This is a genomic window from Sphingomonas sp. IC-56 (assembly GCF_021043375.1).
Taxonomy (GTDB): Bacteria; Pseudomonadota; Alphaproteobacteria; order Sphingomonadales; family Sphingomonadaceae; genus Sphingomonas.
This window is the reverse complement of the sequence record NZ_JAJNDV010000005.1, coordinates 80,545-94,001: the sequence shown is the minus strand read 5'-3', so window position 1 is coordinate 94,001 and position 13,457 is coordinate 80,545. Positions and strand designations below refer to the sequence as shown.

12 protein-coding genes are annotated in these 13,457 nt (G+C 67.0%); 6 read left to right on the top strand and 6 right to left on the bottom strand.

The annotated features are described in order from the left end of the window. Positions 1-50: 50 nt before the first annotated feature. Positions 51-500 (top strand): NUDIX domain-containing protein, encoded by a 450-nt coding sequence (locus tag LQ953_RS08665; RefSeq protein WP_231030332.1) that lies wholly within the window; start codon positions 51-53, stop codon positions 498-500. Positions 501-538: 38 nt separating this feature from the next. Here LQ953_RS08665 and recN read toward each other — a convergent pair whose 3' ends face one another. Next, positions 539-2,200, bottom strand: coding sequence for a DNA repair protein RecN (recN, locus tag LQ953_RS08660; protein ID WP_231030331.1), 1,662 nt, complete (start codon positions 2,198-2,200; stop codon positions 539-541). Positions 2,201-2,254: 54 nt separating this feature from the next. Further along, positions 2,255-3,127, bottom strand: coding sequence for an outer membrane protein assembly factor BamD (locus LQ953_RS08655; RefSeq protein ID WP_231030330.1), 873 nt, complete (start codon positions 3,125-3,127; stop codon positions 2,255-2,257). 201 nt (positions 3,128-3,328) lie between these two features. Here LQ953_RS08655 and LQ953_RS08650 point away from each other — a divergent pair, with 201 nt between their 5' ends. Further along, entirely contained in the window at positions 3,329-4,153 is an 825-nt protein-coding gene (locus LQ953_RS08650; RefSeq protein WP_231030329.1) for a class I mannose-6-phosphate isomerase, read from the top strand. Between the two features lie 184 nt (positions 4,154-4,337). Continuing rightward, complete coding sequence (locus LQ953_RS08645) at positions 4,338-4,742, top strand: glycine zipper 2TM domain-containing protein (RefSeq protein WP_443026562.1); 405 nt, start codon at positions 4,338-4,340, stop codon at positions 4,740-4,742. A gap of 64 nt (positions 4,743-4,806) precedes the next feature. Here LQ953_RS08645 and LQ953_RS08640 read toward each other — a convergent pair whose 3' ends face one another. The 4 genes from LQ953_RS08640 to LQ953_RS08625 all read right to left on the bottom strand — a co-directional run bounded on the left by LQ953_RS08640 (position 4,807) and on the right by LQ953_RS08625 (position 8,398). After that, positions 4,807-5,034: a hypothetical protein gene (locus LQ953_RS08640; protein WP_231030327.1), complete on the bottom strand. Its 228-nt coding sequence runs from the start codon at positions 5,032-5,034 to the stop codon at positions 4,807-4,809. An 81-nt stretch (positions 5,035-5,115) separates the two neighbouring features. Further along, a complete protein-coding gene (locus LQ953_RS08635) occupies positions 5,116-5,931 on the bottom strand; it encodes a hypothetical protein (protein ID WP_231030326.1) in 816 nt (271 codons plus the stop codon). A gap of 141 nt (positions 5,932-6,072) precedes the next feature. Further along, on the bottom strand, positions 6,073-6,636 hold the full coding sequence (locus LQ953_RS08630) for an ankyrin repeat domain-containing protein (RefSeq protein ID WP_231030325.1): 564 nt from the start codon (positions 6,634-6,636) through the stop codon (positions 6,073-6,075). Positions 6,637-6,706: 70 nt separating this feature from the next. Further along, positions 6,707-8,398 (bottom strand): catalase, encoded by a 1,692-nt coding sequence (locus tag LQ953_RS08625; RefSeq protein WP_231030324.1) that lies wholly within the window; start codon positions 8,396-8,398, stop codon positions 6,707-6,709. A gap of 196 nt (positions 8,399-8,594) precedes the next feature. On the opposite strand from LQ953_RS08625, the gene LQ953_RS08620 reads away from it, so the two are divergent. The 3 genes from LQ953_RS08620 to LQ953_RS08610 are packed head-to-tail and all read left to right on the top strand — an operon-like array spanning position 8,595 to position 13,436. Next, positions 8,595-10,010 (top strand): DUF4139 domain-containing protein, encoded by a 1,416-nt coding sequence (locus LQ953_RS08620; protein WP_443026559.1) that lies wholly within the window; start codon positions 8,595-8,597, stop codon positions 10,008-10,010. A 2-nt stretch (positions 10,011-10,012) separates the two neighbouring features. After that, positions 10,013-11,521, top strand: coding sequence for a DUF4139 domain-containing protein (locus tag LQ953_RS08615; protein WP_231030323.1), 1,509 nt, complete (start codon positions 10,013-10,015; stop codon positions 11,519-11,521). Positions 11,522-11,570: 49 nt separating this feature from the next. Further along, on the top strand, positions 11,571-13,436 hold the full coding sequence (locus LQ953_RS08610) for an ABC-F family ATP-binding cassette domain-containing protein (protein ID WP_231030322.1): 1,866 nt from the start codon (positions 11,571-11,573) through the stop codon (positions 13,434-13,436). Positions 13,437-13,457: the final 21 nt, after the last annotated feature.

The following is a 13,457-nucleotide window of genomic DNA, read 5'->3' as shown; positions in this document are numbered from 1 at the left end:
GCGCGAAGGGTGCCTCGCGCTTTCTGGGTACGTCGCCTATCCTGGCGGCCATGCCGCGCTGGTTCATCCGTTTCGCTGTGTCCGCCTATCATCGGCTGTGCCGGATGCTGTGGTTCGTGACGCGGCCGCATAGCCAAGGCGTGCAGGCGGTGGTGCGGACCGAGGCCGGCGAAGTGGTGCTGGTGCGGCTGTCCTATCGGGCGGGGTGGCACTTGCCGGGCGGCGGGCTGAAGCGTGGGGAGGATGCGCAGGCGGCGATGCTGCGGGAGTTGCGCGAGGAGATCGGGCTGACGGCGTGCCGGTCGATCGCCGAGGTCGCGCGGTTCGAGCATGTGATTGATTACAAGCGGGATACGGTGCGCGTGTTTCTGGTCGAGGGCGCGGTGTATCGGGGGCGGCGGTCGCTGGAGGTGGAGGCCGTGGCGGCGTTTGCGGTTGGGGCGCTGCCGGAGGGGCTGGGCTCGCGAGCGCGGGGGTTTGTTGCGCGGTTTGCGGGGTAGTTCCGTCGGCCCGCTTGGAGAGAGGCCGGCCTACCTGCTTATGCCGCGAGGAGGCGCTGCGCCTGGGCGCGGGCTTCGTCGGTGATTTCGGCGCCGGAGAGCATGCGGGCGATTTCCTCGCGGCGCTGGGCGTCGGTGAGCGGGGTGACGCCGGTGCGGGTGACGGTGCCGTCATGGCTCTTGGCGATCAGCAGGTGCTGGGTGCCGCGCGCGGCGACCTGGGGGCTGTGGGTGACCACAAGGACCTGGGCGGTCCCGGCGAGACGCGCGAGGCGGTCGCCGATCGCGCTGGCGACGGCGCCGCCGACGCCGCGATCGATCTCGTCGAAGATCAGCGTGGCGGCACCGGCCTGTTCGGCGAGCGCGACCTTTAGCGCGAGGATGAAGCGCGACAATTCGCCGCCCGAGGCGATCTTGATGAGCGGGGCGAAGGGCGCGCCGGGATTGGTCGAGACGGCGAACTCGACGCGGTCCATGCCAGTCGCGGTCCATTGCGCTTCGTCGAGCGGCTCGACCACCGTGCGGAAACGGGCGGCGTCGAGCTTCAGCGGCTTGAGCTCGGTTTCGACGGCCGCGTCGAGGCGGGCGGCGGCCTGTTGCCGGGCCTGCGACAGGGTGCGGGCGGCGGCGGCATAGGCGGCGTGGGTTTCGCTCACCGCGCGTTCCAGTTTGGCAATGCCGGCGCCGCCGCTTTCGAGGCGGTCGAGCCGGGCGGCGAGTTCGTCGAGCAGCGCGGGCAGGTCGTCGGGCTGGACGCGGTGTTTGCGCGCTAGGCCGCGCAGGTCGAACAGGCGGGTCTCGTCGGCTTCGAGCGCGGCGGGGTCGAAGGCGAGGGCTTCGGCGGCAGCGTCGATCGAGTCCTGCGCCGTGCCGGCTTCGGTGAGGGCGCGATCGATTGCGGCGAGCGCCTCGGCGAGCGCGTCATGCCCCTCGGCGATGCGTTCCAGGATGCGCGCGGCCTGGCGCAGCTGGCTGAGGCCGCCTTCGGAACCGTCGAGCAGTTCGGCGATCGACTGGAGTTCGGTGGCGATCTTTTCGCCGCGCTGCATGGTGGCGCGGCGTTCGGCCAGGCGCTCTTCCTCGCCCGGCTCGGGCGCGAGGCTGCGCAGCTCGGCAACGGCATGGTCGAGCCATTCGCGGTCGCGCTCGGCGAGATCCTGCTCGGCGCGGGCGGCGGCGAGCGCGTCCTCGGCCTGGCGCCAGGCGCGGTGCGCGACCGCGATGGTGCCGGTGTCGAGCCGGGCAAAGGCGTCGAGCAGCGCGCGGTGGCCGCGGGCGTTCAACAGGCCGCGGTCGTCATGCTGGCCGTGGATCTCGACCAGATGGGGACCGAGTTCGCGCAAGAGCCCCGCTGAGGCGGGCTGGTCGTTCACGAAGGCGCGGCTGCCGCCGTCGGCCTTGACGATGCGGCGGATGATCAGGGGTTCGCCTGGTTCGAGGTCGAGGCCGTTCTGGGCGAGCAGATTGGCGATGCCGCCATCCTGCGCGGGCGTGTCGAAGCTGGCGGTGACCACTGCCTGCGCCGCGCCCTGGCGGACCAGGCCGCTATCGCCGCGCGCGCCCAGCGCCAGACCCAGCGCGTCGAGCAGGATCGACTTGCCCGCGCCGGTTTCCCCGGTGAGCACGCCCAGGCCATGGCCGAATTCGAGGTCCAGCGCCTCGATCAGGACCACGTCGCGAATGGAGAGCGCCGTCAGCATCGCCGCGGCTTATCGCAGGAACACAGCGCGAACGGAAGCCGTCACGCCCGCTTTTCAGCCGGCCGGCGTCGCCTGGGGCTGTGCCGGGGCCGGCGCCGGCGCGGGAGCGGGTGCCGGGGCCTGTGCCTGGACCTGCGCTTCGGCGAGCTTTTCGCGATTGTCCTGCATCACCTCGTAAGCGCGCTTGTACCAGTCCGTGCCAGGGTAATTGGCGCCGAGCACCGCCGCAGCCTTGTTCGCTTCGCCGGGCAGGCCAAGGTTCAGATAGCTCTCGGTCAGGCGCAGCAGCGCTTCGGGCACGTGAGTGGTCATCTGGTAATTGTCGACCACCGAACGGAAGCGGCTGGTGGAGGCGAGCCACTGCCCACGGCTCTGATAGAAGCGGCCAATCTCCATTTCCTTGCCCGCCAGGTGGTCGCGGACCAGGTCCATCTTGAGCCGCGCGTCGGCGGCGTAGCGGGTGTTGGGGTAGCGGCGGGTGAGCTCGCCGAGCGAATCGAGCGCCTGCTGCGTGATCTTCTGATCGCGCGTCACGTCGGCGATCTGCTCGTAATAGCTCAAGCCGATCAGGTAATAAGCGTAGGGCGCGTCGCGGTTGCCCGGGTGGACGGCCAGGAAGCGCTGTGCCGAGGCGATCGATTGGGGGTAATCGCCGTTCAGATAATAGCTGAACGCACCCATTAGCTGCGCGCGGCGGGCCCAGATCGAATAGGGATGCTGGCGCTCGACCTCATCGAACAGCGCGGCGGCCAGCTTGTACTGGCGCCGGTCGAGCCGGTCCTTGGCCGCCGTGTAGAGCGTGCCGACGTCGCGGGCGACATAAGGCAGGTCGGCATTGCCGCCCCCGCTGCGGGCACAGCCGGCGGCGGAGAAAGCGAGGACCGGGAGAAGCACGAGCGCGGCGGCGCGCGACAGGGAGTTACGCATGGGTTGGCGTCTTAGCCCAGCGGCGTGGCGGCAAACAATCCTTTTCGGGGCGGGATTGCGGCGGAGGGTTGGTGGGCGGTGTCGGGCGGGCAATTTCAGTCCTCCAATGGAGAGGGAGGATCGAAGAAGGGCACCATTGCCGTTCTTCCGGGCCGCTCCTAGGTGGTGCGCGAACTCCCCTCCCCGTTTCGGAGAAGAACCGTGACCGCCACTCTGCTTGCCACTCACCGCGTCGAGAAGCCCTGGGGCCGCCACAGCCTGTATCCAGGCTTTGCCGATCCGGCGGCGGACGGCGAGCCGGTGGGCGAGGTCTGGTTCCAGACGCCGGGCGACAGCACGCCCGACCTGCTGATCAAATATCTGTTCACGTCCGAAAAGCTGTCGGTCCAGGTCCATCCCGACGACGAACAGGCACATGCGCGCGGGCTGCCGCGAGGCAAGGATGAGTGCTGGGTAATCCTGGCGGCCGAGCCGGACTCCACCATCGCGCTGGGTACCAAGGCACCGGTGGACGGCGAGACGCTGCGCGCCGCGGCGCTGGACGGGTCGATCGAGGATCTGCTCGACTGGAAGCCCGTCAAGGCCGGAGACTTCTTCTATGCGCCCTCGGGGACGGTGCATGCGATCGGTGCGGGCATTACCCTGATCGAGATCCAGCAGAACAGCGACACGACCTATCGCCTGTACGATTATGGCCGTCCGCGCGAGCTGCACCTGGACGAAGGCGTGGCGGTGTCGGACGCACGGCCGTTCGTGCCGCACCCGATGCCGGGCAAGGTGGCCGAGGACCGCACCATCCTGGTCGAAGGCCCCAAGTTCGTGCTGGAGCGCTGGGCGGGTGGGCACCGCACGCTCACGGTGCCAGAAGGCACGACCGGCTGGCTGATCCCGGTTGCCGGCGAAGGCGTGGTGGACGGCGTGCCGTTCCGCGCGGGCGAGTGCGTGACGCTGCATGGTGGATGCGAACTGCATGCCGAAATGGGCAGCGACCTGCTGTTCGCCTATCCCGGTGCCACGCGCATCTGATGCTGGACGGCAGGTGAACGGGAGGTAGTTTTTCGTTCACGCAACCGCGCAAACGGGCGGCACGTTCAAACCGCATCGACAACGACATGGAGTCGCAACGATGCGTTTTCTTCTTGCCGCCACGCTGGCTGCCGTGACTGTCCCCGCCGCGATCCCCGCGGCCACTGCCGCCCCGGCAACCACGATGGTGAGTGCCGCCGCCGTTACTGCCGCGATGGACCAGGACTGGCGGGACCGGCGTGACCGCCGCGACACGCGCAACGATTGGCGCCGTTACCGGAACTACGATTATAATCGCCCCGGTCCCGGCCAGCGCACCTATTACGCGGATCAGTATTATCGCGACGGCCGCTATTACCGCGAGCGGCGCCTGACCCGGAATGACCGCATTTATCGCGGCCGCAACGGACAATATTATTGCCGCCGCAATGACGGCACGACCGGCCTGATCGTCGGTGGCGTGGCTGGCGGCCTGTTCGGCAACGCGCTGTCCAACGGCCGTTCGTCGACGCTGGGCACGCTGTTGGGTGCGGCAGCCGGCGCGGCGCTCGGCTCTTCGGTCGACCGTGGCAACGTGCGCTGCCGCTAACCATCTCTGCCACGCAGGCGAGAGGGAGCCCGGCGGGAAACCGCCGGGCTCTTTTCGTATCCGGTTAGATGATGCCGCCGGTCAGCATGACGCGCAGGCCGGAGATCAGCACAATCACCAGGTTGAAGTTGCGCCCGCCATTGCTGCGCGAGGCCATGCCGACGACCGTACCGACGATCGCGATGGGCAAGGCAATCCAGTTGATCAGCGGGAGCAGCGGGATCGGGATGATGCCGACCACCGCGAAGGGCAGCGCCACCAGGCCGATGAGGATGGAGAGGATGTTCAGCATGGCCCGGATATGGGACGTTCCAGGTGTGTTGGCAAGATAAGGCGGGCACTCACAGGGGCTCAGTAACTGCCAGGCGAGGGCTCAGCTGTGTTGATCGGGCGGCAGCGGAAGCAGTGAGGGGACATTCCTCGCCGCCACCAGCCAGCTGTAAAACGCGTCGACTACATAGTTCCGGAACTCGACCCGGTCGATCTTAAGCTCTTTCGCATCGCCCGTGCATTCCGACGTTTCTTCAATCAGCCGATCGGCTGCGGACTTTTGCAGTTTCGACGAACGATTATTATGAACCAGGTCGGCGGCGGCTTCGGGAGCATTGCCGACCATGCACAATGTCACGGCGACATATTGACGCTCCGTCAGCGGACGCAGCCTGTTGCGCTGCTTTTCGCGCGCGCCCAGACGCGCCTGGACCTGCACGTTCATGGTCTGCGTCTTGGTAAGCCGCACGTCGGGCGCGTAGCGCGCGATGGCCTCTGCAACCAGTGCCGCCCGGTCGTACGGCGCCCTGCACACGGGCAGGCGGAAACGATAGGCGTGGTTATCGATCGCGTTGCACACGCCGTAATAGGGTTCGGGAGAGCCCGGCGTGTGATAACCCATATAACAGCCCATGTTCGTCCGTATGGCACGATCAAGGGCATATTGACTGGGTGAGCTGTAAGGCTCGCCGTCGATGATCTTGTGAAGAAGCCTTATATCGACCTTCTTGGCACACCTAGCGAAGCGCACGGAGTACTCATCCAGCGCGGTAACCGCACCAGCGGTTCGTTCTTCCCGCTGTTTCTTTCCCGTTACAACCACGTCGGCCGAACTCTTCGCATCTGACTGTTGCGCAGATACTGGCGTAGCGACTGTCACCGGCAGAAAACCAGCTGCTAATGCGATCAGGAATAGCATTGCCGAAGCATCACAGAACATGGCTCGACTTACAAGATCAATGTTGAGGCGCGTTGCGGTTCATGAGAGCACGGTTGATCTCCGGCGGATCCGCGCAGCAAACATGGCTCAACTTCACCGCCATTTACCTGGCGCCTACGATCAGCGGTTCTCGCGCCCGTTTTCAAGGCGGCGAGCTACGGCTTCGCTGCCCTGCCCTGCTGCTACCGTGGCAGCGGAGCGGCCTTCGGCGTCGGTTAGGGTGGGGTCGGCGCCGGCGGCGAGGAGCAGTTCGATCTGCTTTTCACGGCGGAACAGGGCGGCCATCATCAGTGCGGTCTGGCCTGCCTTGTTGCGGGCGTTGACGTCGCACTTTTCCTTGAGGAGCCGTGCGGCCAGGGTGTCGTCGCCTTTGAACGCTACGCCCATCTGGGCGGTGTTGCCCTGGGCGGCGTCGGGCTTGCACGGGTCGGCGCCGCGCTGGATCAGGGCGTCCACGGCAGCGGCCTGGCCATTGTAGGCAGCGAGGATCAGGGGCGTGAAGCCGCGCTTGTCATAGCCGTTCAGGTCTGCGCCGGTCTTCACCAGAGGGTCGATCAGATCGACACGGCCGGCGCGCGCGGCCTCGAACAGCAGTTCCTGGCGCCGTTCGCGCGATGGCAGCGACGCGGCGGGCGCATCCTGGGGAGCCGCGGCGAGCAGCGCCGCGACAAGGCTGACGATCATTGGAATAGTCCTTTGGAAGAATATGGGCCTCGGCACACTAGAGGGGGCATGCGCCGAGGCCCCGGGGCGATTAGTTCGCCCCGAACTGGTCAGGATAAGCGGCGCGGTATTCGGCGGCCGCCTTGGTGACTTCGGTCATGGGCACGTTCACTGCCTTGGCGAGGCGCGTGCCATAGTCCTTGTCTGCCTGGTAGAAGTAGGAGACCATGATCGTCTTCACTCGCGGCGACGTGACCTGGCCCAGGTCGCCGGACAGGTTCTTGATCAGGTCCGCCTTGTCCTGTGGCTTGAGCGAGCGGTAGAAGATGCCCGCCTGCTCGAAGTTGTTGGTCTTTGCGATCGGTTTGGAGTCCACCACGCCCGAGACCTGATAGGTCGAGTTGCGGAACTGCGCGGCCGTCGCCTTGGGCGCGGTGTCCGCGGGGAAGTAGTTCACGTCCGCCAAGCGGCCCGACACGTTGAGCTGCCCGTCCTGGTTGTTGTTCACCACCGCCACGCGCGGGCGGTTGACCGGCAGGCTCATGGCGTTCGCGCCGATGCGATAGCGCTGGGTGTCGGCATAGGAGAAGAGCCGACCCTGGAGCATGCGGTCGGGCGACGGCTCGATGCCGCGCACCATGTTCGACGGTGCGAAGGCCGACTGCTCGGTCCATTCGAAGAAGTTGTCGGGGACCTTGTTCAAGGTCATCTCGCCGATCTTCTTGAACGGCACGTTCAGCCATTCCTTGGTATCGTCGAACGGATTGTAGTTCAGCGCAGCGAACTGATCGGCCGACATGGTCTGCACCATCAGGTCCCACTTGGGGTGATTGCCGGCGCCGATCTGGCCGTACAAATCGTCGGTCAGGAAGTTGAAGTTCGCCTTTGCGACCTGATCGCCGTTCAGGTTCTTGACACCCTGGTGGCTGATCCAGCGGAACTTGGCGAAGATGGTCTTGCCTTGCGCATTCACCAGCTTGAACGCGTGGACGCCGTTGCCGTCCATCGTGCGATAGGAGGCGGGCGTGCCCAGGTTGGTCCAGACCTGCGTGATCATGTTGGTCGCCTCGGGCGTCTTCGAAAAGAAGTCGAAGATCCGGTTCGGGTCCTGCTTGTTGGTGACCGGCGAGGGCTTGAGCGCGTGGATCATGTCCGGGAACTGGATCGCGTCTCGGATGAAGAAGACCGGCAGGTTGTTGCCGACCAGATCCCAATTGCCCTGATCGGTGTAGAACTTGGTCGCGAAGCCGTGCGGGTCGCGCATCGTTTCCGGGCTGTGCAGCCCGTGGATCACGGTGGAGAAGCGCACGAAGACCGGGGTTTCCTTGCCCGGCACGAACAGCGATGCCTGGGTGATATCCGAGATGTCGGCAGTGGCGCGGAACACGCCATGTGCGCCGGTGCCGCGGGCATGGACGACACGCTCGGGCACGCGCTCACGGTCGAAGCGGGCGAGCTTTTCGATCAAATGCGCGTCCTCGAGCAGGACGGGACCCATGTCGCCGACAGCCTTGGAATGGCGGTTCTCGCCGATCGGGGCGCCGTTGTCGCGGGTGAACTGGGGAGCGGTGGCCGGGGTGCCGTTGCCACTGGTCGCGACCGTACCGGGAACGCCGGGCTGCGACAGGACGGGCTGTTCGGGGACAGTCGGTGCCGCGGCGGTCTGCATGCGGCTGGCGGCGTGGGTGTCGCGCGCATCGCTTTGCGCGAGCGCCGGCGTGGCCAACAGGGCGAGGCCCGCGCTCGCCAGAAGGCGCGCTCGCCGATCGGTGGTGAACTTCATGTACTGAACCCTTTATTCTGCTGGAGCCGGCGCGAGTGGCGCCGTGGCTCGGGGCGGCCGTGTGGCGCAGGGCGTCGTCGAAGCGAAACGGGCAATCGCGATCAGACTGATCGGATTCGCGTGGGTAACGAAGTGCGAGAGCGTTGCGGGCGGCCGCGTGGCCGTGCATGATCGGCGCAATAATAGGGGAAGATCGATGCGAGCGGCCTTTCAGATGGGTGCCTGTGCGGCGCTGTTGCTGCCGCTGGGCGCAATGGCGCAGGAAGCGCCCGCCACCCCGGGGGCAGGCTCTGCCCAGGGCGATGTGTCGGTCACCATCTACAACAACGATGTCGCGCTGGTGCAGGATGTGCGCACGCTGACCCTGGCCAATGGACGGGTGCGGCAGAGCTTTCCCGATGTGAGCGCGGCGATCCGCCCCGAGACGGTGTCGCTGGCCGTTCCCGATGCCGCCATTGTCGAGCAGAATTTCGACTATGACCTGCTGAGCCCGACCAGCCTGATGCAGAATGCCGTGGGCGAGACGATCACGCTGGTGCGCACCAACCCGGCGACGGGCGCGGAAACCCGCGAGCGGGCGCGGGTCCTGGCGGTGAATGGCGGCGTAGTGCTGGACATTGACGGGCGCATCGAAGTGCTGCGTGACGACGGGCTGCCGGTGCGCGCGGTGTTCGACAAGGTGCCGGAGTCGCTGCGCGCGCGGCCGACGCTCTCGGTGACGCTGGCGAGCAACCGTGCGGGCGCGCGGCCGGCGGCGCTGTCGTATCTGAGCCGCGGGTTGGGATGGAGCGCGGACTATGTCGCGCTGTTCGACGACAAGAACGGCAGGATCGACGTGCAGGGATGGGTGACGCTGCGTAATACCAGCGGCACGACCTTCAACAACGCCAAGACGCTGCTGGTCGCGGGCGAGGTCGGCAGTGCCGATGGCATGAACAACGGATATCCGCGACGCGTCCGAGTGATCACCCGCATGGCACCGGGCACCGAGACGGCGGCGCGCGAACAGCTGGGCGACTTCTATTTGTATCCGCTGGCCGAGCGCACGACGATCGCGGACAAGCAGACCAAGCAGGTGAGCTTCCTGGACGCCAAGGGCGTTTCGGCGAACGCGGGCTATCGTTTCGAGAACAACTGGCTGGGGAGCTCGAACGAGCCGCGCAGTGCCCAGTCGGTCCTGCGCTTCGCCAATTCGGGTGCGGCAGGTCTCGGCGATGCGCTGCCGGCGGGCGTGGTGCGCGTCTATGTCCGCGATGCGCGCGGACAGCCGCAATTCACCGGCGAGAACCGGATCGAGCACACGCCGCAGGGCTCCACCATTGCGCTGCCGACCGGCGATGCCTTTGACGTGAAGGTCCAGTCGACCACCGTATCGCGCACGCGGCTTGGCGGTGATCGCTGGCGCACGCAGATGCGCTATCGCCTTACCAATGCGCGGTCGCGGCCAGTGAGCGTCGATCTGGTGCAGAGCGGGCTGCAATGGGCCGACACGCGCGTGCTGGAGGAAAGCCGCAAGGGCGAGCGCACCGACGCCGGCACGATGACGTGGCAGGTGCCGGTGCCGGCCAATGGGGAGGCGGTGGTCACCGCGACGTTCGACACGCGCTTCTGATCATGTGGCGGCTGGTTCTTAAGGCGCTGACTGCCGCCGGCGTGGCGGGAAGCGCCCAGGCGCAGACCGTCACGTCGCCAGCGCCTGAGCGCGTCTCGCTGACCGTGTACCGCGCGCCAAATGGCGGCGGCACCATCGATCTGCACAACCTGCGCGGTTTCGCGATGGTGACCGAGACGCGGCGGGTGAAGCTGCCGCGCGGGACCTCCGTGGTGCGCTTCGAGGGCGTGGCGGAGGGGATCGTACCGGTGAGCGCGGTCGTCGAGGGGCTGCCCGGCGGCACGATCGAGAAGAACCGCGACGCGCGGCTGCTGTCCCCCGCTTCGCTGGTGGATGGCACGCTGGGGCGCCAAGTTACCCTCACCCGTACCGAAAAGGCGACCGGGCGGCAGGTGAGCGAGGAAGCAACGATCGTCGCCGGCCCCTCCCCCGGCGTGATCCTGCAAACCGGGAGCGGGATCGAGGCGCTGCGGTGCTCGGGATTGCCCGAGAAGCTGAGCTTCGGCGAATTGCCGGCGGGTCTTTCCGCGAAGCCGGTGCTCAGCGTCACCACCACCAGCGCGCGGGCGCAGACGGTGACGGTGACGCTCACCTATCTGTCCTCGGGCTTTGATTGGCGGGCGAGCTATGTCGCGACGATGGCGCCGGATGGGGGGAGCTTCGACCTGTTCGCCTGGCTGACGCTGGCCAACGCCAACCCCGAGACCTTTGCCGGGGCGCAAGTGCAGGCGGTGGCCGGTAGGTTGAACCGGATCTGGACGCAGCCGGTTGAGCGCGCGGTGGCGGCGCTGCGGCTGGTGTGCTTTCCACAGGGCACCACCACCTCCGACCTGCGCGAGCAACGCTTCGAAGAAGCCGACGAGATCGTGGTGACGGGATCAAGGATGGCCCCGCCAATGATGACGGCAGCGTTCTCGCCGCCGGCGCCGCCCGCGCCACCGGCACCGCCGCCACCGCCCGAGGATCTGGGGGACCTGAAGCTGTACCGCGTGCCGGAGCGCGTCACGGTATCCTCGCGCGCGCAGAAGCAGTTGGCCTTGCTGTCGCAAGCGCGAGTGCCGTTCGAACGGCGCTATCGGAAGATCATCTATCCGGGCCAGAAAATCGAGGCGGCGCCGACCGACATCGTGCTGGCGCTCCGGAACGAGAAGGATGCCGGGCTTGGCGTGCCGCTGCCTGCCGGAGATACGGCGCTGTATGCACCTCGCGGCAACCAGCGGCTATTGCTCGGACTGGGCAACATGACCGACCGCGCGGTGGGCGAGACGCTGCGGCTGGGCGCGGGCGTGAGCAGCCAGGTGATGGTGGAGCAGGCGGTGCTGCCGGACAGGCTGGTGGTGCTGAGCGTCACCAACGCCAACCCCTTTCCTGTCGCCGCGGAGTTCCCGATCGCGCAAGCAGGGGGCACAATCGTCAGCGAGGGCGAGCCGCTGGCGGTGGTCGATGGCGTCCCCACCTGGTCGCCGGTGATCCCGGCGAACGGCACGGCGGAGCTACGCTATCGGTATTGAAAGCATGCCGCGCTTGGGCTGAGGCGCTGGGCCTGCTAGGGGCGCGGCCATGCTCAACCTGACCGACATCACGGTGCGCCTTGGCGGGCGCACGATCATCGACAATGCCACCGCTAAGCTGCCGCCCAAGGGCCGCATCGGGCTGATCGGCCGCAACGGGGCCGGCAAGTCGACTCTGGTCAAGGTGATCGCCAGCCAGCTGGAGCCTGATACTGGCAGCGTCGACATGCCGCGCGGCGCGAAGCTGGGCTATATCGCGCAGGAGGCGCCGCATGGCGACGCGACTCCGTTCGAAACGGTGCTGGAGGCCGATACCGAGCGCGCGACGCTGATGGCCGAGAGCGAGACCTGCCAGGACCCCGACCGGCTGGGCGAGGTCTATGAGCGGTTGATGGCGATCGACGCGTACACCGCGCCGAGCCGCGCGTCGCAGATCCTGGTGGGCCTGGGCTTCGACGAAGACATGCAGCACCGGCCGCTCGACAGCTTTTCAGGCGGGTGGAAGATGCGCGTGGCGCTGGCCGCCTTGCTGTTCTCGCAGCCCGACATGCTGCTGCTCGACGAGCCTTCCAACCACTTGGACCTGGAAGCGGTGCTGTGGCTGGAGGACTTCCTGAAGTCCTATCCCGCGACGATCCTGCTGGTCAGCCACGAGCGCGACTTCCTCAACAACGTCGTCGACCACATCCTCCATCTCGATCGCGGCAAGCTGACGCTTTACCCCGGCGGCTATGACGCGTTCGAGCGCCAGCGCGCCGAGCGGCAGGCGCAGATTGCCTCGGCGCGCGCCAAGCAGCAGGCGCAGCGCGAGCATCTTCAGGCGTATATCGCGAAGAATTCGGCGCGTGCCTCGACGGCGAAGCAGGCCCAGAGCCGACAAAAGGCTCTGGCCAAGATGCAGCCGATCGCCGAGCTGCTCGACGATCCGACACTCAGCTTCGACTTCCCCAATCCCGACGAGTTGCGCCCGCCGCTGATCACGCTGGACCTGGCGAGCGTCGGCTACGATTCCACGCCGATCCTCAAGCGGCTCAACCTGCGCATCGATCCGGATGACCGCGTTGCGCTGCTGGGGCGCAACGGTAACGGCAAGACGACGCTGGCCCGGCTGCTGGCGGCACAGTTGACGCCGATGGAAGGGGAGATGAACGCCAGCGGCAAGATGCGGGTGGGCTATTTCACCCAGTACCAGGTCGAGGAACTCGACCGGGACGAGACCCCGTTGGAGCACATGACCGCCCTGATGAAGGGCGCGACGCAGGGCGCGGTGCGCGGGCAATTGGGGCGGTTCGGCTTTTCCGGGCAGAAGGCGACCACCCAAGTCGGAAAACTGTCGGGCGGCGAGCGCGCGCGGCTCGCGCTGGCGCTGATCACCCGCGACGCGCCGCACATGCTGATCCTCGACGAACCGACCAACCACTTGGACGTCGACGCGCGCGAGGCGCTGATCCAGGCGCTCAACGAATATACCGGCACCGTCGTGCTGGTCAGCCACGACCGGCATATGCTGGAAATGACCGCCGACCGGCTGGTGCTGGTCGACCAGGGCACGGCCAAGGAGTTCGACGGCTCGCTGGACGATTATATCGCCTTTGTGCTGAGCAAGGACGGCGCGGGTCCCAAGCTGTCCAAGGCGGACAAGAAAGAAGCGCGCCGGCTCGCGACCGAGGCGCGCGAGAAGGAAGCCGAGCTGCGCAAGGCGGCAAAGGCGGCGGAGGCGGAACTGGGCAAGCTCACCGAGCAGCGCAGCGCAGTGGAGCGGGCAATGTTCGATCCTTCCACGGCGGAAGGCGCGCTTGCCAAGCTGAGCATGACCGACCTGATGAAGCGGCGCGCCGAGCTGAGCGATAGAATCGATGCTGCGGAAGCCGCGTGGATGGCGGCGAGCGAGGCGCTGGAGGGGATTGCCGCCTGACAAGCGGCGCATACTCAACAC